At 68.1% G+C, this 22,802-nt stretch carries 24 protein-coding genes; 9 read left to right on the top strand and 15 right to left on the bottom strand.

The genetic code is table 11. The features are described from left to right. The first annotated feature begins 3 nt into the window (after positions 1–3). A complete protein-coding gene (locus JWS14_RS24525; protein WP_206014588.1) occupies positions 4–1,170 on the top strand; it encodes an iron-containing alcohol dehydrogenase in 1,167 nt (388 codons plus the stop codon). Here the strand turns inward: JWS14_RS24525 and JWS14_RS24520 are convergent. The 3 genes from JWS14_RS24520 to JWS14_RS24510 form a co-directional block, all read right to left on the bottom strand. Next, the gene (locus JWS14_RS24520; RefSeq protein ID WP_206014587.1) at positions 1,167–1,988 is read right to left on the bottom strand and encodes a PhzF family phenazine biosynthesis protein; all 822 of its coding nucleotides are present in this window, start codon (positions 1,986–1,988) and stop codon (positions 1,167–1,169) included. The genes JWS14_RS24525 and JWS14_RS24520 overlap by 4 nt on opposite strands. Positions 1,989–2,077: 89 nt before the next feature. Then, positions 2,078–2,572 (bottom strand): DUF3830 family protein, encoded by a 495-nt coding sequence (locus JWS14_RS24515; RefSeq protein WP_012691631.1) that lies wholly within the window; start codon positions 2,570–2,572, stop codon positions 2,078–2,080. A gap of 68 nt (positions 2,573–2,640) precedes the next feature. After that, a complete protein-coding gene (locus tag JWS14_RS24510) occupies positions 2,641–3,882 on the bottom strand; it encodes an aspartate aminotransferase family protein (RefSeq protein ID WP_206014586.1) in 1,242 nt (413 codons plus the stop codon). A 115-nt stretch (positions 3,883–3,997) separates the two neighbouring features. Between JWS14_RS24510 and JWS14_RS24505 the strand changes: the two genes are divergently transcribed. Continuing rightward, on the top strand, positions 3,998–5,446 hold the full coding sequence (locus JWS14_RS24505; protein ID WP_206014585.1) for an NAD-dependent succinate-semialdehyde dehydrogenase: 1,449 nt from the start codon (positions 3,998–4,000) through the stop codon (positions 5,444–5,446). A 4-nt stretch (positions 5,447–5,450) separates the two neighbouring features. On the opposite strand, the gene hsaB is transcribed toward JWS14_RS24505, so the two are convergent. Genes hsaB through hsaA form a run of 4 tightly spaced genes read right to left on the bottom strand, consistent with a single transcriptional unit; the run spans position 5,451 to position 8,999 of the window. After that, positions 5,451–6,038, bottom strand: a complete 588-nt coding sequence (gene hsaB / locus JWS14_RS24500; protein WP_072939349.1) for a 3-hydroxy-9,10-secoandrosta-1,3,5(10)-triene-9,17-dione monooxygenase reductase subunit — start codon at positions 6,036–6,038, stop codon at positions 5,451–5,453. Beyond that, positions 6,035–6,937, bottom strand: coding sequence for an iron-dependent extradiol dioxygenase HsaC (gene hsaC / locus JWS14_RS24495; protein WP_072939352.1), 903 nt, complete (start codon positions 6,935–6,937; stop codon positions 6,035–6,037). The genes hsaB and hsaC overlap by 4 nt, the downstream gene beginning before the upstream one ends. Next, entirely contained in the window at positions 6,937–7,815 is an 879-nt protein-coding gene (gene hsaD / locus JWS14_RS24490) for a 4,5:9,10-diseco-3-hydroxy-5,9,17-trioxoandrosta-1(10),2-diene-4-oate hydrolase (RefSeq protein ID WP_206014584.1), read from the bottom strand. The genes hsaC and hsaD overlap by 1 nt, the downstream gene beginning before the upstream one ends. Before the next feature lie 8 nt (positions 7,816–7,823). After that, positions 7,824–8,999: a 3-hydroxy-9,10-secoandrosta-1,3,5(10)-triene-9,17-dione monooxygenase oxygenase subunit gene (gene hsaA, locus JWS14_RS24485; protein ID WP_072939355.1), complete on the bottom strand. Its 1,176-nt coding sequence runs from the start codon at positions 8,997–8,999 to the stop codon at positions 7,824–7,826. Positions 9,000–9,189: 190 nt separating this feature from the next. Here hsaA and JWS14_RS24480 point away from each other — a divergent pair, with 190 nt between their 5' ends. The 3 genes from JWS14_RS24480 (at position 9,190) to JWS14_RS24470 (ending at position 11,241) form a co-directional block, all read left to right on the top strand. Then, complete coding sequence (locus tag JWS14_RS24480) at positions 9,190–10,374, top strand: 3-ketosteroid-9-alpha-monooxygenase, oxygenase component (RefSeq protein WP_206014583.1); 1,185 nt, start codon at positions 9,190–9,192, stop codon at positions 10,372–10,374. A 2-nt stretch (positions 10,375–10,376) separates the two neighbouring features. After that, positions 10,377–10,724, top strand: coding sequence for a hypothetical protein (locus JWS14_RS24475; RefSeq protein WP_072939359.1), 348 nt, complete (start codon positions 10,377–10,379; stop codon positions 10,722–10,724). 139 nt (positions 10,725–10,863) lie between these two features. Continuing rightward, positions 10,864–11,241, top strand: a complete 378-nt coding sequence (locus JWS14_RS24470) for a VOC family protein (protein WP_072939361.1) — start codon at positions 10,864–10,866, stop codon at positions 11,239–11,241. Positions 11,242–11,269: 28 nt separating this feature from the next. On the opposite strand, the gene dmpG is transcribed toward JWS14_RS24470, so the two are convergent. Genes dmpG through JWS14_RS24455 form a run of 3 tightly spaced genes read right to left on the bottom strand, consistent with a single transcriptional unit; the run spans position 11,270 to position 14,026 of the window. Continuing rightward, a complete protein-coding gene (gene dmpG / locus JWS14_RS24465) occupies positions 11,270–12,331 on the bottom strand; it encodes a 4-hydroxy-2-oxovalerate aldolase (protein WP_206014582.1) in 1,062 nt (353 codons plus the stop codon). Continuing rightward, on the bottom strand, positions 12,328–13,230 hold the full coding sequence (locus JWS14_RS24460) for an acetaldehyde dehydrogenase (acetylating) (RefSeq protein ID WP_206014581.1): 903 nt from the start codon (positions 13,228–13,230) through the stop codon (positions 12,328–12,330). The genes dmpG and JWS14_RS24460 overlap by 4 nt, the downstream gene beginning before the upstream one ends. A 10-nt stretch (positions 13,231–13,240) precedes the next feature. Continuing rightward, on the bottom strand, positions 13,241–14,026 hold the full coding sequence (locus tag JWS14_RS24455) for a 2-keto-4-pentenoate hydratase (protein ID WP_072939366.1): 786 nt from the start codon (positions 14,024–14,026) through the stop codon (positions 13,241–13,243). Positions 14,027–14,173: 147 nt separating this feature from the next. Between JWS14_RS24455 and kstD the strand changes: the two genes are divergently transcribed. The 3 genes from kstD to JWS14_RS24440 all read left to right on the top strand — a co-directional run bounded on the left by kstD (position 14,174) and on the right by JWS14_RS24440 (position 17,447). Then, entirely contained in the window at positions 14,174–15,892 is a 1,719-nt protein-coding gene (kstD, locus tag JWS14_RS24450) for a 3-oxosteroid 1-dehydrogenase (RefSeq protein ID WP_095863592.1), read from the top strand. After that, positions 15,882–16,748 (top strand): MaoC/PaaZ C-terminal domain-containing protein, encoded by an 867-nt coding sequence (locus JWS14_RS24445; RefSeq protein WP_206014580.1) that lies wholly within the window; start codon positions 15,882–15,884, stop codon positions 16,746–16,748. Before kstD ends, JWS14_RS24445 begins: the two co-directional genes overlap by 11 nt. Before the next feature lie 198 nt (positions 16,749–16,946). Next, on the top strand, positions 16,947–17,447 hold the full coding sequence (locus JWS14_RS24440; RefSeq protein WP_244163854.1) for a C40 family peptidase: 501 nt from the start codon (positions 16,947–16,949) through the stop codon (positions 17,445–17,447). Here the strand turns inward: JWS14_RS24440 and JWS14_RS24435 are convergent. Genes JWS14_RS24435 through JWS14_RS24415 form a run of 5 tightly spaced genes read right to left on the bottom strand, consistent with a single transcriptional unit; the run spans position 17,426 to position 21,359 of the window. After that, on the bottom strand, positions 17,426–17,740 hold the full coding sequence (locus JWS14_RS24435; RefSeq protein WP_072939376.1) for a hypothetical protein: 315 nt from the start codon (positions 17,738–17,740) through the stop codon (positions 17,426–17,428). The two genes, JWS14_RS24440 and JWS14_RS24435, sit on opposite strands and share 22 nt — an antisense overlap. Further along, positions 17,737–18,957 (bottom strand): DUF58 domain-containing protein, encoded by a 1,221-nt coding sequence (locus tag JWS14_RS24430; RefSeq protein ID WP_206014579.1) that lies wholly within the window; start codon positions 18,955–18,957, stop codon positions 17,737–17,739. Before JWS14_RS24430 ends, JWS14_RS24435 begins: the two co-directional genes overlap by 4 nt. Before the next feature lie 13 nt (positions 18,958–18,970). Next, positions 18,971–19,927, bottom strand: coding sequence for an AAA family ATPase (locus JWS14_RS24425; RefSeq protein ID WP_072939382.1), 957 nt, complete (start codon positions 19,925–19,927; stop codon positions 18,971–18,973). Then, positions 19,924–20,406: a hypothetical protein gene (locus tag JWS14_RS24420; protein ID WP_072939384.1), complete on the bottom strand. Its 483-nt coding sequence runs from the start codon at positions 20,404–20,406 to the stop codon at positions 19,924–19,926. Before JWS14_RS24420 ends, JWS14_RS24425 begins: the two co-directional genes overlap by 4 nt. After that, on the bottom strand, positions 20,388–21,359 hold the full coding sequence (locus JWS14_RS24415) for a DUF4129 domain-containing protein (protein ID WP_206014578.1): 972 nt from the start codon (positions 21,357–21,359) through the stop codon (positions 20,388–20,390). Before JWS14_RS24415 ends, JWS14_RS24420 begins: the two co-directional genes overlap by 19 nt. A gap of 115 nt (positions 21,360–21,474) precedes the next feature. Here JWS14_RS24415 and JWS14_RS24410 point away from each other — a divergent pair, with 115 nt between their 5' ends. Continuing rightward, positions 21,475–22,791, top strand: a complete 1,317-nt coding sequence (locus JWS14_RS24410) for a TrpB-like pyridoxal phosphate-dependent enzyme (protein ID WP_206014577.1) — start codon at positions 21,475–21,477, stop codon at positions 22,789–22,791. The last annotated feature ends 11 nt before the right edge of the window (positions 22,792–22,802 follow it).

Raw genomic sequence — 22,802 nt, 5'->3', positions numbered from 1 at the left:
CCCATGAGCGCACACCTCTCACTCCCCCGGTTCGCCCGGATCGGGGCCGGAGCAGTCGACGAGATCGGCTCGGTCGTCGACCAATTGGTTCTGCAGAGACCGGTTCTCGTCACCGACTCCTACCTCGTCGGCACCGGCGCGGCCGACCGGGTGATGGCCCTCCTCAGGTCGGCAGGCAAGGACCCCGCCCTGTTCGACGGCACGGTGCCCGACCCCACCACCGATTCCCTGGCGGACGGGCTGAGGATCGTCGCCGAACACCGGGCGGATTCGGTGATCGGATTCGGCGGCGGCAGTCCGATGGACACCGCAAAGGCGCTGGCCGTGCTGTCCGCGAACGGCGGCGAGATGCGCTCGTACAAGGCACCGCACGTGTACACCGGGAAGGCGCTGCCGATCATCGCGATCCCGACCACCGCAGGCAGCGGCTCCGAAGCGACACAGTTCACCGTCATCAGCGACAGCGCCTCCGACGAGAAGATGCTGTGTCCGGGGCTGTCGTTCCTGCCGATCGCCGCGATCGTGGATTTCGAACTCACGATGTCGATGCCGCCGCGACTGACCGCGGACACCGGAATCGACGCGCTCACCCATGCGATCGAGGCGTACGTCAGTAAGAAGGCCCAGCCGTTCACCGACGGACTCGCTCTCGCCGCGATCCGCACCATCGGCAAGCACATCGGCACGGCCTACGCGGACGGCGAAGACCGCACCGCGCGGGAAGCGATGATGGTCGCGTCCATGCAGGCCGGCATGGCGTTCTCCAACTCGAGCGTGGCGCTGGTCCACGGGATGAGCAGGCCGATCGGTGCGCATTTCCATGTCGCACACGGACTGTCGAACGCGATGCTGCTTCCCGCGATCACGGCGTTCTCCGTGCAGGGCGCGGAGAGCCGCTACGCCGACTGCGCGCGGGCGTTCGGCGCCGCGTCGGAATCGGCCGGCGATTCCGTGGCCGCGCAGTTCCTCGTCGAGACACTGAGCACGCTCTGTCACGATCTGAAGGTGCCGACCCCGCTCGAATACGGGATCGATCGCGACGCCTGGGACGGCCTCATTCCGTTGATGGCAGAGCAGGCGCTGGCGTCCGGGTCACCCGGCAACAACCCGGTTGCGCCCACCGCCGAGCAGATCGAGACGCTGTATTCGGAGGTCTTCAGCCAGCGCTAGAACTCGACGGTGCCCCTGAGGTACCGCCGGTAGGCCCCGGACAGGTGGACGCGGTCGCCGCGCACGTCGCAGTGAACGGTTCCGCCGCGCGCCGACAGTTGCCGTCCGACGAGGCTGCCACGCCCCAGCGTGGCAGCCCAGTACGGCGCGATCTGCGAGTGCGCGGACCCGGTCACCGGGTCTTCCTTCACGCCGGCCGCGGCACCGAACCATCGCGACACGAAATCGACCCCGTCCGCGTCCGATGATGCGGTGACGACGACGCCGCGCACCTTCAGCGGACTGATCACGGCGAAGTCGGGGGTCATCGACGCGATGTCGTGTTCGGATTCCGCGACGAACACGAGGTCGGTGGCCTTCAGGCACTCCCGCACCGGGATGCCGAGTGCTGCGACGACCCGGGGATCGGCGGCGGTCTGCACCGGCACCTCGGCGGGGAAATCCATCACCAGCGTCGCGTCCGGTCCGCGGTCGACGGTCAGCCAGCCGCTCCGCGTCCAGAACTGGATCCGGTCGGCATCCGGGTGGACGTCCTCGAGGATCTGCGCGGCGGCGGCGAGCGTCGCATGACCGCACAGGTCCACCTCGACCGCCGGCGTGAACCACCGCAGGTGATACGCCGGATGTGCCGGGTCGTGAGGCGTCGCATCCGCGGGAAGGCGCGCGGTGTAGAACGCCGTCTCGGACAGATTGTTCTCTTCGGCCAGTTGCTGGAGAACCGCATCGTCCAGCCAGTCGGTCAGCGGCATGATCGCCGCCGGGTTGCCCTCGAACGGTCCGGCGGCGAATGCGTCGATCTGATGGATGTCCAGCTTCATAACGTCCGATGGTGGCGGATGCCCCGACGGTCGTCGAGGGCCATCCCGGACACTCTGGACCGGTCCCCGCCTCGAGCGGTCCCCCGACGTCAGGCCCGCGCGAAGCTCATCGTCTCGCCCTCGACGCCGCGCATCCACAGGTCGTTGCACGCGGCCGCCAGCTCCGGCAGACCCTCCTCGATGGCGGCGAACACATTGCCGGGCACCCAGCCGACGTCGCCGTTGAGCAGCAGGTTGTTGCGGCCGTAGAAGATCGCGAGGTCGGTGGCGCCCTGCGCGGCGTGCGCCTCGGAGCCCGGTTCGTACCCGTAGGCGGAGTTGCCGATCTCCCACGGCTCGAAGTCGAACAGGCATACGTCACCGGGAATCGGTGTGACGGTGGGATTTTCCCGCCGCGGTGCCGCCGTGATCCGCGGGATCAGCGTGTACACCTCGTTGCGCGCGTACTTGGCGTGATACGCGTCGCCGCTCTGTGGAAGGACGTCCCAGACGGCGTCGCACGTGAGTGGTGCGTCCTCGTCGAGAAGCCGGGCGCGGCACGTCACGCCGCGCTTGTCCAGGGTGATGGTGATGTAGCGAGCCACAGGTCCTCCTTCGGAGCCCGTGAGTACTTCTTAACCGCCCGCGGTTAACAAGTACTCACGGGTGCTGGTCACACTTCGTCGAGTACCTCGGACCAGATCTTCAGGGCGTCCTCGATCTGGTCTGCCGTCACGATGAGCGGTGGAATCATCCGTACCACGTTCATGTGGGCGCCGCAGGTCAACAGCAGCAACCCCTTCTTCGCTGCCAGTTGCTGCGCCGCAGCCGCTTTCGCACGGTCTGCGGTGCCGTCGCCGGCAGTGAACTCGCTGCCCACGAGCAGCCCGAGGCCGCGGACGTCGCCGATCGCGTCGATGGCCTTCCGGCGGGCACCGTCGAGCAACTGCGCGCCTCGGGCGGCGGCGTTGGCGACGAGGTCTTCCTTCTCGATGACCTCGAGTGTCGCGATCGCGGCCGCGCAGGACACCGCGTTGCCGCCGTACGTTCCGCCCTGCGACCCCGGCCAGCCCTTGGACATCAGCTCCTCGGACGCCGCGATGCCCGACAGCGGGAAGCCGCTGGCCAGACCCTTGGCGATGGTGATGATGTCGGGGCGGACGTCGAAGTGCTGGTGCCCGAAGAACTTGCCGGTGCGACCGAACCCGGTCTGGATCTCGTCGATGACGAGCAGGATGCCGTAGCGGTCCGCGCGCTCACGGAGCCCCTGGAAGAACGCGGTGTTGCCGGGCACGTACCCGCCCTCGCCGAGCACCGGTTCGACGACGAACGCGGCCGTCTCGTGCGGCGCGGTGAGCGTCGCGAAGATGTAGTCGAGTTCCTTGAGCGCGAACGCGGTGGCTTCCTCCTCGGACCAGCCGTAGCGGTACGCGTTGGGGAACGGTGCCACGTGCACGCCGCCCATCAGCGGGCTGAAGCCGGCCGAGAACCGGGTGCCGGACGTGGTCATCGTCGCCGTCGCGACGGTGCGTCCGTGGAATCCGCCGTGGAAGACGATCACGTTGGGCCTGCCGGTCGCCTGCCGCGACAGTCGCAGCGACGCCTCCACGGCCTCGCTTCCGGAGTTCGCGAAGAACAGCGAGTCGAGTCCTTCGGGCAGCACCGACCCCAGGCGGTCGACCAGTTCGAGCATCGGCTGGTGCATGACCGTGGTGTATTGGCCGTGGATCAGGGAGCCGACCTGCCTGCGGGCGGCCTCGACGACGTGCGGGTGGCAGTGCCCGGTACTGGTGACGCCGATGCCCGCGGTGAAGTCGAGATAGCGGCGGCCGTCGGTGCCGTAGAGGTAACAACCTTCACCGTGATCGACCGTCACGGGTGTGGCCTGAGCGAGCAGTGGAGATAGCCGAGTCACGGGTAACCCTCCCACGCGTTGATGCCTTCGAATGTCGGCAAGTGCATTGTCAGATTGTTGACAATCTGTATAACATGAGGACCGTCCCTACGGCAACGGAGAACGGGGAGAAATCATGCTCGAGGACGCAGCAATCGGATCGGTGCAGACCGGCCTGTTCATCGGCGGCAAGTGGCGCGACAGTGCGCGCACCATGCCGGTCCACGACCCGTCCACCGGACAACTCCTGCGCACGGTCGCCGACGCCGACGCCGCGGAGGCCCGCGAGGCGCTCGACGCCGCGGTGGCCGCGCAACCGTCGTGGGCGGCCACGACGCCCCGCGAACGCAGCACCATCCTCATGAACGCGCACCGTCTGCTGCTCGAGAACGTCGACCGGCTCGCGCTCGTCATGACACTCGAGATGGGCAAACCGCTCACCGAGGCCCGGGGTGAAATCGCCTATGCCGCAGAATTCTTCCGCTGGTTCGCCGAGGAAGCCGTCCGCATCGACGGCGGCTACACGACGGCGCCGGGCGGCGGATCACGATTCCTCGTCACCAAACAGCCCGTCGGGCCGAGCCTGCTCATCACCCCGTGGAACTTCCCGATGGCGATGGGCACCCGCAAGATCGGGCCCGCGATCGCCGCCGGATGCACGTCCGTCATCAAACCCGCGGCCCAGACGCCACTGTCGATCCTCGCGCTCGCCGACATCCTCACCGAGGCCGGGCTTCCGGACGGCGTCGTCAACGTCGTCACCACGTCCAGCCCCGACGAGGTCATCACTCCCCTCATCCTCGACGGCCGGGCCCGCAAGCTCTCGTTCACCGGTTCGACCAAGGTCGGGAAGCATCTGCTCGAACTGTGTGCCCGCACGGTCATGCGCACGTCCATGGAACTCGGCGGCAACGCACCGTTTCTCGTGTTCGACGACGCGAATCTCGACGACGCCGTCGACGGGGCGATGGCGGCGAAGATGCGCAACATCGGCCAGGCCTGCACGGCCGCCAACCGTATCCTCGTGCACAGTTCGGTCGCCGAGGAATTCACCCGCAAGCTCACACAGCGGATGGAGGCCCTGCCCGTCGGGCGTGGCACCGAAGACGGCGTCGTCGTCGGACCGCTGATCGACGAGGCCGCCGTCGCCAAGGTGAGCAGCCTCGTCGCGGATGCGATCGACCGCGGCGCCACCGTACTCACCGGAGGCGAGGCACTCGACCGCCCGGGCAACTTCTACCCGGCGACGGTGCTGACGGGCGTGCCCGACGACGCCGAGATGTGCCACAACGAGATCTTCGGCCCGGTCGCCGCGATCAGTACGTTCGAGACCGAGGCCGAGGCCGTCGAGCGCGCCAACGACACTCCGTACGGGCTGGTGGCCTACGTGTACACCGAGAGCCTCAAGCGCGGCATCCGCGTGTGCGAGGCCCTGGAGTCGGGCATGGTCGGGCTCAACCAGGGTGTGGTGTCGAACCCGGCCGCGCCGTTCGGTGGCGTGAAGGAATCCGGGCTCGGACGCGAGGGCGGGACCACCGGCATCGACGAATTCCTCGAGACCAAATACATCGGTGTCGCCATCTAGAAATCTAGAGCCAGGTGTCTTCCGAGGACGTCGTGAGGAACGCCTCGAGGTCGTCGCGCCACGGCGCGGGCACCGTCTTGTCCGGTTCGATGCCGGTGTACTGCCCGCGGTAGAACAGCAGCGGTCGCTCCTCCCTGATCTCGCTCAGGGAGGAGACCCGGCCGAACGCGACCCAGTGGTCGCCGCCGTCGTGCACGCTCTCGAGCGAGCAGTCGATGTGGGCGAGCGAACCGGTGAGGATCGGTGAGCCCAGCGGCGACGCCGTCCAGTCGATCCCGGCGAACTTGTCCGGATCGCGGGAACCGAAGCGGGCGCACGTCGACTGTTGTTCTTCTGCAAGCACGTTGACGCAGAAGATGCCACTGCGCTCGATCGACGCCCACGACCGCGACGTCTTCGTTGGGCAGAACAACACGAGCGGGGGTTCGAGCGACAGCGCGGCGAACGACTGGCACGCGAACCCCACCGGCACGCCGTCGTCGATCGTCGTGATGACGGTGACGCCGGTGCAGAACTGGCCGAGCACCGTCCGGAACCGTCGCGGATCGATCGCCTCGGCCGCGACGGCCCCGTCCCCGGTCACCTCGCTCACGGCTGCATTCCGACGCTGAAGTCGTGACCCCACAGGCTGACGGCCGTGCTCTCCCTCGCGATCCAGCTCTCGTCCTCCACCTGACGTCCCTCGCAACCGAATTCGACGTCGAAGCCGCCGGGGGTCTTCATGTAGAAGGACAGCATCAGGTCGTTGACGTGACGGCCGAGCGTGGCCGACATCTTGACCTTCTTGCGGAGTGCGCGGTCGAGGCACAGCCCGACGTCGTCGGAGTTCTCGACCTCGATCATGAGGTGCACGATGCCGCTGGGCGTGGGCATCGGCAGGAACGCGAGGCTGTGGTGCCGCGGATTGCAGCCGAAGAACCGCAACCACGCCGGTTTGCCGTCCGCGGGCCGCCCGACCATCTGCGGGGGCAGCCGCATCGAGTCGCGCAGGCGGAAGCCGAGCACGTCGCGGTAGAAGTGCAGCGACGCCTCGTCGTCCGTCGTCGAGAGGACGACGTGCCCGAGACCCTGCTCTCCGGTGACGAACTTGTGCCCGTACGGGCTGACCACCCGCCGATGTTCGAGGGCCGCGCCGTGGAACGCCTCGAGCGTGTTGCCGGACGGGTCCTCGAACGTGATCAGCTCGTCGACCCTGCGGTCCTGCAGTTGTTCTGCCGTGCCCTCCTTGAACGCGACGCCGGCCGCCGACAGGTTGTCGCGAACCTCCTGCAGCTCCGCCGCATTCGCCGTCTCCCAGCCCGACACCGACAGCCGGTCGTGCTCCCCTGGGAAGATCACGAGACGAGCCGGGAAGTCGTCCATCCGCAGATACAGGGCGTCCGGGTCGGAGCCCTTGCCCTCGACCATGCCGAGCACCTTGAGGCCGTATTCGCGCCACGCGGCCATGTCGGTGGCCTCGATGCGCATGTACGCCAGTGAACGAATACTCATCACTTACCCCCGTCCAGGAGGAAATCGGTTGCCAGACGGTTGAACTCGTCGAACTTCTCCAGCTGCGCCCAGTGTCCGCACCCGCCGAAGACGTGCAACTGCGCCCGCGGGATCATCTTCAGCGCCACCAGCGCACCGTCGAGCGGGTTGACCCGGTCTTCACGGCCCCAGATCAGCAGCACCCGTTGGCGCAGCTTGTAGGCGTCGCGCCAGAGCATGCCCAGTTCGAAATCGGCCAAGGAGAACGACTTTCCCATCGCCTTCGCCGCGGCGAGCGACTCGGGGGTGCTCGCGGCCGCGAACCGTTCGTCGATCAGCTCGTCGGTGATCAGCTTCTGATCGAACACCATGATGCGCAGGAACGCCTCGAGGTTCTCGCGGGTGGGCTGGTAGCCGAACCTGCCGAGGTTCTTCACGCCCTCGGTCGGATCCGGGGCGAACAGGTTGACGCTCAGCCCGCCCGGCCCCATGAGCACCAGCCGGCCTGCGCGGTCCGGGTAGTCCAGCGCGAAACGCACTGCGGCACCGCCACCGAGGGAGTTACCGAGCAGGTGGACGCGTCCGCCGATGCCGAGGGTGTCGAGCAGGTCCTTCAGCGCGGACGCACTGTGCACGAAGTACTGCGGGTGCTCGGTCGGCTTGTCCGACAACCCATACCCCGGCTGATCGACGGCGAGCACATGGAACTTCTCGGCGAGAACCGGGATGTTCCTGGCGAAGTTCGACCACGACGACGCACCCGGACCGCCACCGTGCAGCAGCACGATCGTGGTGTCGTTGCCGACGCCGGCCTCGTGGTAGTGCAACGTCAGGTCAGGCCGCACCTGGGCGAACTTCGAGGTGGACTCGAACGTGAGGGCTTCTTCGGTCGTCGTCACGTGTTCTCCTAGACCATCGTGTCGGTGATGGGCAAACCGAATTCGCCTGTGCCGTACATGACGTAGGCACGCTCGGGATCGTTGGCCGCGTGGACGCGTCCGGCGTGCGCATCCCGCCAGAATCGTTGCAGCGGTGTACCATTGGCCAGCGCGGTGGCCCCCGAGCTCTCGAACAGTTTGTCGATGGACGAAATGGCGCGGCCGGTGGCGCGCACCTGGTCGCGGCGCGCCCGCAGTCGCAGCTCGAACGGCACTTCCTCACCGGCGACGAGCAGCGCGTACTCGTCGGCGACGTTGCCCGACAACTGGCGCCACGCGGCGTCGATGTCACTCGAGGCCTCGGCGATGCGGACCTTCGCGAACGGGTCGTCCTTCGCCTTCTCGCCGGCGAACGCTGCTCGGACGCGCTTGCCCTGGTGCTCGACGTGGGCGTCGTAGGCGCCGTAGGCCATCCCGACGATCGGCGCGGAGATGGTGGTGGGATGGATTGTTCCCCAGGGCATCTTGTAAACGGGCGCGGTGTTACGCTCGAGCCCGGGCGCGGTGAGAGTGCTCATCGCCTTGAAGCTGAGGACGCGGTGCCGCGGGACGAACACGTCCTCGACCACCACCGTGTTGCTGCCGGTTCCGCGGAGCCCGACCACGTTCCACACGTCGTCGATCCGGTAGTCCTCGCGGGGGATCAGGAAGCTGACGAAGTCGACGGGGCGGCCGTCCTTGATGACGGGACCGCCGAGCACCGCCCAGGTGGCGTGATCACAGCCGGACGACCAGGCCCACGCGCCGTTGACCGTGTATCCGCCGTCGACGACCTGGCCTGCGCCCATCGGCGCGTACGACGACGAGATGCGAACGTCGGTGTCGTTGCCCCACACGTCCTCCTGCGCCTGCTGAGAGAACAGCGCGAGGTGCCAGTTGTGGACACCGATGATCGACGAGACCCAGCCGGTGGAACCGCACGCGCTCGCGATCTTCCGCACCGCGGAGTAGAACAGCACCGGATCCGCCTGGTAACCACCCCACTGTTCGGGCTGGAGCAACCGGAAGAATCCGGTCTCCTGGAGCGCCTTCATGGAATCGTCGGGGATACGACGGAGATCCTCGGTCTCCTGCGCCCGCTCTCGCAGCGTCGGCAGTAGTGCGTCGAGCCGCTGCATCACCTCGTGACTGTCATGGTCACCCACAGGACGCTCCTGTCTCGTTCGATGGTTCACTTGTCTTCTGAGATTAGAACACGTTCCCATTTATGTCGAGATACCGGCAAAGGTGCTGCTTGGGGGCCCAGGTCTGGAAGAAAGCCCCCGAAAATCTGGCGGATCGTGTCGAAGTTCTATAACGTGTTCTACTAACAGCATGAAGGGATGTGAGGGCACAATGGCGCAGATTCGCGAGATCGATGTGGGCACGGTCCAGACGCGCTTCGCGCGTGGTTGGCACTGCCTCGGTTTGACCAAGACGTTCAAGGACGGCAAACCGCATTCGATCGAGGCATTCGGCACCAAGCTCGTCGTCTTCGCCGACAGCAAGGGCGAACTGAAGGTTCTGGACGCGTACTGCCGGCACATGGGCGGAGACCTGTCGCAGGGCACCGTGAAGGGCGATTCCGTGGCCTGCCCGTTCCACGACTGGCGCTGGGGCGGCAACGGCAAGTGCACCAGCATTCCCTACGCACGCCGGGTTCCCCCGATCGCCCGCACCCGGGCATGGATCACGCTCGAGCAGAACGGTCAGCTGTTCGTCTGGAACGACCCGGAGGGCAATCCCCCGCCGGAGAACGTCACCATCCCCCGCATCGAGGGCGCCTACAGCGACGACTGGACCGACTGGACCTGGAACTCGATGCTGATCGAGGGCTCCAACTGCCGCGAGATCATCGACAACGTGGTCGACATGGCCCACTTCTTCTACATCCACTACGCGTTCCCGACGTATTTCAAGAACGTCTTCGAAGGCCACGTCGCGACGCAGTACCTCAACACGAAGGGCCGTCCCGACGTCGGGATGGCGACGCAATACGGCATGGAATCGCTGCTGCGCTCCGAGGCCGCGTACTACGGCCCGTCCTACATGATCAATCCACTGTGGAACAGCTACGGCGGGTACGAGGTCGAGAGCGTTCTCATCAACTGCCACTATCCGGTGACGAACAATTCGTTCGTGCTCCAGTACGGCGTCACCGTCAAGAAACCCACCGGCATCGACGACGTGACGGCCGACAAACTGGCCGCGAAGTTCACCGAGGGCATCGCCGAGGGCTTCCTGCAGGACGTCGAGATCTGGAAGAACAAGACCAAGATCGACAATCCCCTGCTCTGCGACGAAGACGGTCCGGTCTACCAGCTGCGACGCTGGTACGACCAGTTCTACGTCGACGTCGCCGACGTCACCGACAAGATGACGCAGCGCTTCGAGTTCGAGGTCGACACCACCAAGGCCAACGAGGCCTGGCAGCACGAGGTCGACGAGAACCTGGCCCGGCAGAAGGCCGAACGTGAGGCCTCCGAGGGGTCCGAGAAGACGACTGCCGAGGGGTCCGACAGCAGGGAAGCGCAGGTCTGATCATGAGTGCCTCGACCGAATGGGCCAAAGCTCCCGACTTCGCCGGGCAGCCTGCCCGGCTCGAGGCCATTCATGCGCAGACGGTGGCCGACAAGGCCAGCTACCTCGACGACGGCATGAACGAAGTCGAGTGCCGTACGTGCGGAACCTGTGTGCTGGTGCGCAAGAACAGCCTCGAGCACACGAGCGTCCAGTGGACGGACGACCCCGCGAAGACGTGCCCGACCTTCCGGGACGCCGCCGGCGAGGGAAAGTCCACCGCGCTCCGGGAAGGGTGCCCGCGGCTGTGGGACAGCATCGATCACGCGGTGATGGAGGGGTTCATCGACGTGCGAGATCGAGTCGAATAGTCGCCGGCGCCTGCGCGCCCGGGTAGATCGCCCGATGTGACATTCGTGCAGTCAGGAGCTGCACGAATGTCACATCGGGCGCTTACGCTGGAATGTGCCGTCGGACGCGGCGGCGTCAGCCGAACCACGGAGGCGTGCCATGACAGGCCGAATCGTGCACTTCGAGATCCCCTTCGACGACGGTGACCGCGCACGAGCGTTCTATCGCGACGCATTCGGGTGGGTCATCGCCGAGATCCCTGACATGGAATACAGCATGGTCACCACCGGACCCGTCGGCGAGAGCGGCATGCCCGACGAGCCCGGCTACATCAACGGCGGCATGATGCAGCGCGGGGAGGTGACTTCCCCCGTGGTCACCGTCGACGTCGAGAGCATCGAATCCGCCCTCGAACGGATCGAATCCCTCGGAGGGAAGACCGTCACCGGCAGAACACCCGTCGGGAACATGGGTTTCGCCGCGTACTTCACCGATTCCGAGGGCAACGTCGTCGGGCTGTGGGAGACCGCCCGCTGACCCGTGAGTACTTGTTAACCGCGGGACGTTAAGAAGTACTCACGGGCGGCGCAGCCGCATTCTCGCGCTGCAGTTCGAGCGCAATGTCGATGAGCTGGTCTTCCTGGCCGCCGACGAGTTTGCGTTTGCCCGCGCGGACGAGGAGTTCGGCGGACGAGACGCCGTACCGCTCGGCCTGGCGTTCGGCGTGCTTGAGGAAGCTCGAATAGACGCCCGCGTACCCCATCATCAGGGCCTGCCGGTCGAGGAGGCATTCGGCGGGCATCGCGGGACGCACCACGTCCTCGGCGGCGTCGGCGATGGCGAAGAAGTCGATGCCCGTCTTGACACCGATCTTGTCGCACACCCCGACGATCGCCTCGACCGGCGCGTTTCCGGCGCCGGCACCGAATCGTCTTGTGCTGCCGTCGATCTGCTTGGCGCCCGCCCTGATCGCGGCGATCGAGTTGGCCACGCCGAGGCCGAGGTTCTCGTGACCGTGAAAGCCGACCTGCGCGTCGGAGCCGAGTTCCTGCACCAGCGCCTCGACGCGGTCCGACACCTGCTCGAGCACGAGGGCGCCCGCGGAGTCGACGACATACACGCACTGGCAGCCGGCGTCGGCCATGATGCGGGCCTGCTCGGCGAGCTTCTCCGGTGGGATGGAATGCGCCATCATCAGGAAGCCGACGGTCTCGAGTCCGCGGTCGCGGGCCAGCCCGAAGTGCTGGACGGACACGTCCGCCTCGGTGCAGTGCGTGGCGATGCGGCAGATCGACGCGCCGTTGTCCTGGGCGATGATGATGTCGTCCTTGATGCCGAGGCCGGGCAGCATCAGGAACGCGATCTTCGCGTTCTTCGCCGTGTCGACGGCAATCGAGATGAGTTCCTGCTCGGGCACCTTGGAGAACCCGTAGTTGAACGAGGACCCACCGAGTCCGTCGCCGTGGGTCACCTCGATGACGGGGACCCCGGCGCCATCGAGGGCACCGACGATGGCCCGGACCTCGTCACCGGTGAACTGGTGCCGCTTGTGGTGCGAACCGTCCCGCAGGGAGGTGTCGGTGACGCGGATGTCCCAGGTGGGGTCGAAATGGACCATTGTGCTCATGCCTCCACACTCAGGAGCTTCTGGGCGATCTCCTCGCCCACCTTGGTTGCCGCCGCGGTCATGATGTCGAGGTTGCCCGCGTACGGCGGCAGGAAGTCGCCTGCACCCTCCACTTCGACGAACGTCGTGACCGTCGCCTGCCCGCCCGACACGACGCTCGGGTCGTCGAACTGGGGTTCGTTCAGTAGCCGGTAGCCGGGGACGTACTGCTGGATGTCCGCCACGACGCGGTGGATGGACTCCGTGATGGCGGCGCGGTCGGCATCCTCGGGGATCGCGCAGAAGATCGTGTCGCGCATGATCATCGGCGGGTCGGCCGGGTTGAGGATGATGATGGCCTTGCCGCGCTGCGCTCCGCCGATGGTCTCGATGCCGCGGCTGGTGGTCTTGGTGAACTCGTCGATGTTGGCGCGGGTGCCCGGGCCCGCGGAGACGGACGCCACCGACGCGACGATCTCGGCGTAGGGCACGTCGACGACGCGGGAGACCGCGTACACGATCGGGATCGTGGCCTGCCCGCCGCACGTGATCATGTTGACGTTGGGTGCGCCGAGGTGTTCGCGCAGATTGGCGGGCGGGACCACGGCCGGTCCGACGGCGGCGGGGGTGAGATCGATGGCGCGGATTCCCGCGGCCTCATACCGTGGTGCGGCCTCACGGTGCACGTACGCCGACGTGGCCTCGAAGACGAGGTCGGGTTTCTCCGGCTGGTTCAGCAACCAGTCGACGCCCTCGGCGGACGTCTCCAGCCCCATCGTGCGGGCCCGTGCCAGGCCCTCGCTCTCGGGGTCGATCCCGATCATCCATCGGGGTTCGAGCCACTCGGATCGCTGCAGCTTGTAGAGCAGGTCGGTGCTGATGTTGCCCGAGCCGACGATCGCCACACTTGCCTTGGTCATGAACAAACTCCTACTTGAACTGCAGGGATACGGTGCCGAGCCCACTGAACTCGGCGCGGAAGTGATCGCCCGGGTGCGCGTCGATGGCGCGGGTGCAGGAGCCGGGCAGCACGATGTCGCCGGCCTTCAACCGCACGCCGAAGCTCTCGACCTTCTGCGCGAGCCAGGCGACGGCGGTCACCGGGTTGCCGAGCACCGCGTCGCTGCGGCCCTCGGCCTTGATCTCGCCGTTGCTCGTCAGGACGGCGTCGATCGCCTTGATGTCGATGTCCGCCGGCCGCACCCGGTTCTTGCCGAGCACGAAGCCGGCGGACGACGCGTTGTCGGCGATCGTGTCCGGCAGGGTGATCTTCCAGTCGGTGATCCGGCTGTCGATCAGTTCGATGGACGGCGCGAACGCCACGGTGGCGTCGAGGACGTCCTGTTCGGTGCAGCCTGCGCCGGGGAGGTCGGCGCCCAGCACGAACGCGACCTCCACCTCGACGCGCGGGAAACAGAACCGGGCGGTGTCGACGGGCTGGTCCTCGAACACTTCCATGTCGGCGAGCAGGTGGCCGTAGTCGGGTTCGTCGACGCCCATCATCTGCTGCATGGCGAGGGACGACAGGCCCACCTTGTGCCCGACGACCTTCGCGCCGTCCTGCAGCCGGCGGCGGATGTTGATGAGCTGGATCTCGTAGGCGTCGACGACGTCGATGTCGGGATGGTCCGCGGTCAGGGGGCCGATGGGAGCGCGGCCGCGTTCCGCGGTGTCGAGCTGATCCGCCAACTCGGTGCGTAGTTGCGTCGAGAGCATGGTGCGAGGCCTTCCCTGAAGTTCGTGTGCGTGCGCACGCCCACCGGTTTCCACTGCAACGTGTTTCGTTCTTCTTCGTTGTCGTCAGTAATACTTCCTGGCAGAAACGATGGACTGACAACCCCATCATTCTATAACGTGTTCTACATGAGCAAGCACGAATACGACATCGTGGTCGTCGGTAGCGGTGCCGGTGGAATGACCGCGGCCCTCACCGCGGCCCACAAGGGACTCAGCGTCGTCATCCTCGAAAAGGCAGCGCACTTCGGTGGCTCCACCGCGCGCTCCGGCGGTGGCGTCTGGATCCCGAACAACGAGGCGCTGATCGCCGCGGGCGTCGAGGACACCACCGACGCCGCGCGGACCTACCTCCACAGCATCATCGGCGACGTCGTCCCGAAGGACCGGATCGACGCCTACATCGACCGCGGCCCCGAGATGCTGTCGTTCGTGCTGAAGAACAGCCCGCTGAAACTGCAGTGGGTGCCCGAATACTCCGACTACTATCCGGAGGCGCCCGGCGGTCGGCTCGGCGGACGGTCCGTCGAGCCGACCCCGTTCGACGGCCGGAAACTCGGCGCCGACCTTGCGAAGCTCGAACCCGATTACGTCAAGGCCCCGTCGAATTTCGTGATCACCCAGGCGGATTACCGCTGGCTGAACCTGCTGATGCGCAACCCGCGCGGTCCGCTGCGGGCCGCCCGGGTCGGGCTCCGGTTCCTCGGCGCCAAACTCACCGGCAAACGCCTGCTCGTCCGCGGTCAGGCCCTCGTCGCCGGATTGCAGGCCGGACTGAAGGCCGCCGGCGTCCCGATCCTGCTCGACACCCCGCTCACCGACCTGTACGTGGAAGACGGTGTGGTCAAGGGCGTCAACGCCACGGTCGACGGACAGCCGCAGGTGTTCCGGGCGCGCCGCGGCGTGGTGATCGCGTCGGGCGGCTTCGAGCACAACGACGAGGCCCGCAAGAAGTACCAGCGGGCGCCGATCGGCACCGAGTGGACCGTCGGCGCGAAAGCCAACACGGGCGACGGCATCTGGGCCGGCGAAAAGCTCGGTGCCGCGCTCGATCTGATGGAGGACGCGTGGTGGGGGCCGTCCATCCCGCTCACCGGCGGACCGTGGTTCGCGCTGTCCGAGCGGAGCCTGCCCGGCTGCATCATGATCAACGAATCCGGCAAGCGCTTCGTCAACGAATCGGCACCGTACGTCGAGGCGACGCACGCGATGTACGGCGGCACGCACGGCCAGGGCGACGGGCCGGGCGAGAACGTCCCGTGCTGGCTCGTCCTCGACCAGCGATACCGCGACCGGTACGCGTTCGCCGGCGTCACCCCGCGGTCCCCGTTCCCCGGTCGCTGGCTGAAGGCCGGTGTCATCGTCAAGGCCGGCACCGTCGCCGAGCTGGCCGGGAAGATCGGCGTGCCCGTCGACGCACTCACCGAAACGGTCTCGCGCTTCAACACTTTCGCCCGGAACGGCAAGGACGAGGACTTCGGCCGCGGCGAGAGCGGATACGACCATTACTACGGGGATCCCCGCAACAAGCCGAACCCGAGCCTCGGCGCGCTCGAGAAGGCGCCGTTCTTCGCCGTCAAGATGGTTCCGGGCGACCTCGGCACCAAGGGCGGGCTCCGCACCGACCGCAACGCCCGCGTGCTCCGGGCGGACGGCAGCACCATCGAGAACCTCTACGCGGTGGGCAATGCCAGCGGTCCGGTGATGGGCCACACCTACGCCGGCCCCGGCGCGACCATCGGTCCGGCGATGACGTTCGGCTACCTCGCGGTTCTCGATATCCTCGAGAAGTCCGCCCAGTCCGACTCGCCGACGTCACTGACCGGAGACGCCACCAATGCCCATTGATCCGAACATCGCCATCGGGGCCGAACTGCCCAACCAGGAGTTCTCCTGGACCAGTTCCGACGTCCAGCACTACCACCTCGCTCTCGGCGCCGGGTCGCGCCCGCTCGACGAGAGGGAGTTGCGCTACCTGACCGACGGGACACCGCAGGTGCTTCCGACGTTCGCCACGGTCGCCGCGAACTTCCACGCCACCGAGGCGCCGAGCGTGTCGTTCCCGGGAGTCGAGATCGACCTCGCCAAGGTCGTCCACGGCACCCAGGAAGTGACCGCGCACCGGCCGATTCCCCCGGAGGGCAAGGCCCGCACCACCACCCGCATCGCCGAGGTGTGGGACAAGGGCAAGGCCGCCGTCATCGTGCAGGAATCGGTGACCACCGACCTCGACGGCACTCCCCTGTGGACCGGGCGGTCGTCCATCTTCGCCCGCGGCGAAGGCGGTTTCGGCGGTGAGCGCGGACCGTCCCAGTCCGTCGCGTTGCCCGACCGGCCCGCCGACGTCGAGGTCGACACCCCCGTCCTCCCGCAGCAGGCACTGATGTACCGGATGTGCGGTGACCGCAACCCCCTGCATTCCGACCCGAAGTTCGCTTCCGCCGCAGGGTTTCCCGCCCCCATCCTGCACGGCCTGTGCACCTACGGAATGGTGTGCAAGGCGGCCGTGGACGCGGTCCTCGACTCCGACGCAGCGCAGGTCGCGGGGTTCCGGGTCCGGTTCGCCGGCGTCGTGTTCCCCGGCGAGACACTGCACACGCGGATCTGGAAGGAACAGGGAAGACTCCTCATCTCGGCGACGGTCCCCCAGCGCGATCACGCCCCGGCCCTGGCCGACGTGGTCCTGACCCTGACCGAGGGGTGACAGTTACCGAAATTTGACCGAATTCGCCCAGTTCCAGCGGATATTCGCAATTGCCAGGCACGACGCCGCAACACTTTGTACGCTGTCCGTGACCTCATCGAGACGTGTCAACCGATGGTCGGGGCGGTTCCACGGCTCTTCACGAGCAGTAGCGAACAAAGGGGGGACCTCGTGTCCCAGCGCAGACCTCTCCGTCCCGTGCGCCGTGCCGCCGTTGCCGGTGCTCTCGCGTTCTGTGCGACCGCTCTCGTCGCTCTTCCCGCGAATGCCGCACCGGTGGCGGGCAGTTCCGACAGCGGCAGCACCGGCGGCAGTTCGATGGGTTCGTCCGTTCTCCCGACGCCCATTCCCACTCCGACGGGGCTGGCCGCGCTCGCGGCCGCGACGACCCAGACGGGCAAGCCATATCTGTGGGGTGGGACGGGTCCGGACGCGTGGGACTGCTCGGGTCTGGTGCAATGGGCATTCCGGCAGGCCGGGGTGAACCTGCCGCGCACTACCTGGGAGCAGGCCGAGGTCGGTGCCCACATTCCGCTGTGGGCGCTGGCTCCCGGCGACATCGTGGTGCTCAACGACGACGCGTCGCACATCGGTATCTACGCGGGCTTCGGTCAGGTCTTCAATGCGTACGGGCGCGGCGTGCCGGTGGGTCTGGCGCCGCTGTCGCAGTTCCACATCTACGACATCCGGCGGTTCTGACGGTCGCCGACGTACGGCCACACCGCGACGACGAACAGCACCACCACCGCGACCGGTCCGAGCAGGGCCGCCCACGCGGGCGCGTCCGGCAGTGCCGCCGCCAGCACGGCCACGGCGCCGGCGGCGACCGCCCCCAGCAGGAGCGTCGGGATTCCCCGGGCGGGGCCGACGTAGGCGACGAGCAGCAGTGCCGTCGCCGCGACGCCGGCAGCGGCCGCCGCGGGCGCGGACGCGTCGCCCAGGACGAGCGCGATGAGCGCCCCCTGCACCGCGAGCACCGCAACCCATCTCATCGGTGCGCTCCCGACAGCCTGCGGGCCCGGTCCGCGAGGGCCAGCGCCAGATCCAGTGCCGAATCGTCCTCCCACTCCACCACCGGGACCCCGAGGACACCCATGTTCCGGTACATGTTCCGGCGCTCGAGCCGCCACATCCGGCCGGTCATCGGATCGAGTTCGTGCTCGAACGGCGGACCGCGGAGGACGTCGACGGCCACGACGACGTGACCGCGCCTCCGCAACTCCAGCAGCGACAGCGCGAACCCGGTGTCCAGCATGGTGGAGAACGCGATGACCACCGCCCGCGGCGGCAACGCGACCCGCGGGACCAGCGTGCCCTCAGCCGCGCCGCCGGCGTCGAGGACGGTGTCGAGGATCCGGTAGAACTGCCTGCGCCCGATGTCGGCGCCGAGCCACCGCAGCCGGAGACCGTGGGCGACGACCCCGGCCCGATCGCCGCGTTGCAGGGCTGTCTGCACCACCTGCGTCGCCCCGCGGACGGTGCGGTGCAGACTCTCCGACGCCGGGCCGGGCGCCTGCGGGGTGGTGTCGAGTACGGCGACGACGTCGGCGGCGCGGTCCATGATCCGTTCGGTCACGTGCAGCCTGCCGCGCCGTGCACTGACGGGCCAGTTGACGCTGCGCAGCGGATCTCCCGGGGCGTGCGGCCGGATGTCGCCGAATTCGACTCCCGAACCGAATCGTCGGGTGCGGTGTGCGCCGATCCGGTCCGGAAGCGGGGAGTGCGGGAGTGGCGTCGGCGTCGGCGGTGCCAGCGGAAAGATCCGCAGTTCCGTGGCGGGAACCCGCGCCGTCGCGGTCAGCAGGCCGCCGCCCGCGCGCGCCGTGACGATCAGTGCGGGTTCGTATCGACCCCACCGGTCCGCGGACAGCAGGTACTCGCCGTCGCCGGTCTGCTCGACCCGGTAGCTGTCGGACGGCGCCGGTGTCACCGTCAGTTCCGCCGCGCCGCCGCACGTCGTCACGTCCACCGAGAACTGCACGGATTCGGATTCGAAGCACCGCACGGTGCCGCCCGAACTGTCGACCCGCACTCCGGTGGCCGGTCGCGGCAACCACGTCAGCGCACCGAGCGCGCCCAGCATCGGGGCGGCGAACACCATCAGTTCCCACCACCGCCCCACGACGCCCACGGTCAGTGCCACGGCCGCGCAGGTCGTCAGGGCGAGGGCCGCCGGCGACGCCCGCCACGTCAGCGGGTGCTCCGTCATCGTTCCCTCGGCGTCATCGTGCCCTCGGCGCGGGGAGGCGGCGCAACAGTTCGGCGAGGACGTCGTCGCTGCGGATGCGGCGCACCCACATCTCCGGCCGCAGGCTGATGCGATGCGCGACGGCGGGAACGGCCAGCGCTTTGATGTCCTCGGGAATGACGAAGTCCCGGCCGGAGAGGAGGGCGCGTGCCCGCGCCAGTTGGACGAGGTCGAGTTCGGCGCGGGGACTGGCCCCGACCTCGACCTGCGGGTGGTGCCGGGTGGCGTTCGCGAGTGCGACGACGTACCCGAGGACGTCGTGATGAACACTGACCTGTTCGAGCGACTCCCGCATCGCCAGGAGGTCGGCGGCATCGACCACCTGCTCGACGACGACGGCGGCGGATCCCCTGTCGAGCCGGCGGCGCAGCATCTCGTGCTCGTCGGTCTCGGTGAGGTACCCCAGTCTCAGGCGGAGCGTGAACCGGTCCAGCTGCGCCTCGGGCAGCGGGTAGGTGCCCTCGTATTCGATGGGGTTGTCGGTGGCGAGCACGACGAAGGGTCGCGGCAGGATCCGGGTGGTGCCGTCCACGCTGACCTGCCCCTCGGCCATGGCCTCGAGCAGAGCGGCCTGGGTCTTGGGCGGGGTGCGGTTGATCTCGTCGGCCAGGAGCAGGTTGGTGAAGATCGGGCCCGGACGAAACTCGAAGCGTCCCGACGGCATGTCGTAGATGGTGGCGCCGAGCAGGTCGGCGGGCAGCAGGTCGGGGGTGAACTGGACGCGTGTGAAGTCGAGTCCGAGCGCGGCGGCGAAAGAGCGGGCCACCAACGTCTTTCCGAGTCCGGGCAGATCCTCGATGAGCACGTGTCCGCCCGCGAGCACAGCGAGCAGAATCGACGTGAGTTCGTCGTGCTTGCCGACCACCGCCCGTTCGACCTCCGCCAGCACGGCGTGGGCGCGCGCGGTGGTGACCTCGGCGGGCATCGTCACAGCTGCTCCAGTCGTTGCAGGATCCGGTCGAGGACGTCCCGGCCCGGACCGGGCTCCGTCCTGTCGACGCGCTGGACGCCGTCGGGATCGACCCACCGCCACAGGTCGCCGAAGAACACTTCACCCGCGGCGGCGGTGTCGGCGGGGTCGAGTCCCTGGCGCTGTCCGGTGGACTGCTGGAATTCGCGCGCCAGCAACGGACGCAGATGGTGATCCCAGTCGCCGCGGGTACCGTCCGCCCAGCTGATCAACGATTCCGTCCGCGCCATCCAGCGGGCCGTCGCCTCGGCCCGTTCCGCTTCCAGACCCGACGTGTCGCCGTCGACGTCTGCCGGTGCCATCCGTCGCCGAATCTCGAAGAGCACCAGCGCCGTCACCGCTCCCGCAATCAGCACGGCGGCGCCGTACCGGCCCGCGGCCACCAGCGGGACCTCCACGGCCAGTACCACTCCGACCCCGATTACCGCGACGGCGAGCACGCATCGCTCCCCAGGTCGGCGAGCACGCGCCGGAGCAGGTCCGCGGCCTCGTCACGGTGCTGTTCGCCCATCGGATGCAGGCTGAACCGCGCCTCCGAGAACAGCCGCACCAGCGGCGCCGCCGCCTCGAAGCGCAGCGCTCCGAGTTGGACTGCGCGAGCCAGTACTTCGGACGGTGTGTCCGAATCCCGCGGCTCGGCGCCCGGCGCCGTCCGCAATGCGTCCTCCATGGCCGCGTAACTGGCGATGATGGCCTCGCGCGGCGGCAGACTCGGGGCCACGACCACGGCGAGACCTTCCTCCGCGGCCCGGGCCAGCGACTGCGCGCCTGCCGGAGCGTCGGGGGAACTCGCCGCGGTCCAGGCGCCGACCCGAGCCCGGAGGGGGCGCCTGGCCACGGCGCCGAGGATCAGCAACGTCACCAGCATCGGCCCGACAATCGCTGCCGCGGTCCATAATTCCGCCAGGTCCTCGCGGGCCTCGGCAACCGTGTCGGGCGGCGGGACCGTCTCGCCGGGCACCACCTGGTCGGTGCGGTCGGCCCCCTCGTCGGCGGCCTGGGTCGCCGTCGGCCGCTGACGGCCCGGGGGTTCGTCGCCACGGACGGATCCGAGGAGGAACGCCGCGGCCACGAGAAGGGAGGCGAACACCGCCCACCCGACCACGTGCCGGCGGGAGACCGAGGACCCGGTGTTCCCGGTCGGCCCGACCGTCGGCGGGTCCGGGGCGACCCGTGGCCGGCCGCCGCGCACGGCCGACGCGAGCGCCACGGCCGCGGCGACGACGGCGATCGCCGAGAGCACGACCAACGCGCGCGTCGCCCCCGCACCCGGCTCCGCCGTGGCGGGGGTGTCGGGCGCGGGGACCGCCCTGACCACAAGGGTGACCGTCACGACGGCCGCCAGCAGGGCGACCGTGTGGACGACCCTGCTCATCACCCGACGGTCCGGCATCCTCACTCCCGAGTTGCCCCTCCATCGTGACACGCGGAGACGAGGAAAATCACTCGTTCACGGCGGCGGACGGCGCAGCATGTTCGGGATGCACCCGTCCACGAAGGAGAGTTACTTGACCATGTCCCCGGTAACCGGAGCCGAACTGGCTCGTTCATTGGAGCCTCTGGGGGTTGCGGTCCCCTCGGCCGTTCCCACGCATTGGTACAACCTGACGGCGGATCTTCCGGAACCCGTTCCGCCGCATCTACATCCGGGCACCCGCGAGCCGCTGGGACCGGAGGACCTGGCGCCGCTGTTTCCGGCGAGCCTGATCGAGCAGGAGGTCGCGACCGACCGCTACATCGAGATCCCCGAGACGGTTCGGGAGATCTACGGCATGTGGCGCCCGTCGCCGCTGGTGCGGGCGCATCGGCTCGAGCGGGTGCTCGGCACCCCGGCACGGATCTACTACAAGTACGAGGGTGTGAGCCCGGTCGGCTCGCACAAGCCGAATACGGCTGTCGCGCAGGCCTACTACAACGCCCTCGAGGGCACCACCAAGCTCACCACCGAGACCGGCGCCGGCCAGTGGGGCGCGTCGTTGTCGTTCGCCGGTGCGCTGCTCGGTCTCGACGTCGAGGTGTGGCAGGTTCGCGCGTCCTACGACGCGAAGCCGTACCGCCGACTCCAGATGGAGGCGTACGGCGGCATCTGCCATCCGTCGCCGTCCGACCTCACCGAGGCGGGACGGGCGATTCTCGCCGAGCACCCCGACACGACCGGTTCGCTGGGCATGGCGATCAGCGAGGCCGTCGAGGTTGCCGCCAAAGACCCGCGCGCACACTACTCACTGGGCAGTGTCCTCAACCACGTCATGCTCCACCAGACCGTGATCGGCCAGGAAGCGATGGCCCAGCTGGAGGAGGCGGGCGAGCCGGTCGCGCACACGGTATTCGGTTGCGCCGGCGGCGGTTCCAACCTTGCCGGCCTGACGTTCCCGTTCCTCGGCCGCAACTTGCGCGAGGGCACCACCACCCGCCTCGTCGCGTGTGAGCCGGCGGCCTGCCCGTCGCTCACACAGGGCGAGTACCGCTACGACTTCGGAGACGTCGCGGGTCTGACTCCGCTGTTGAAGATGTACACGCTGGGCAACGACTTCGTTCCGCCTGCAATCCACGCGGGCGGTCTGCGGTACCACGGCATGTCGCCGATGGTCTCGCACGCCGTCGCCCTCGGACTGATGGAGGCGACCGCGATCGAACAGGACGACGCACTTACCGCGGGCCTGCTCTTCGCCCGCGCCGAAGGCATCATCCCCGCTCCGGAATCCACGCACGGCGTGGCCGCGGCCATCGCGCATGCCCGCACGGTCACCGAACCGGAGGTCGTGGTCATCGGACTGTCCGGCAACGGCCAGCTGGACCTCCCCGCGTACAGCCGGTACGTCTGATCGATGTGCCG

Source organism: Rhodococcus koreensis (genome assembly GCF_017068375.1).
GTDB classification, from domain to species: Bacteria; Actinomycetota; Actinomycetes; order Mycobacteriales; family Mycobacteriaceae; genus Rhodococcus_F; species Rhodococcus_F koreensis.
Note: the sequence above shows the minus strand (reverse complement) of the source record. Positions and strands in the feature narration are given on the sequence as shown.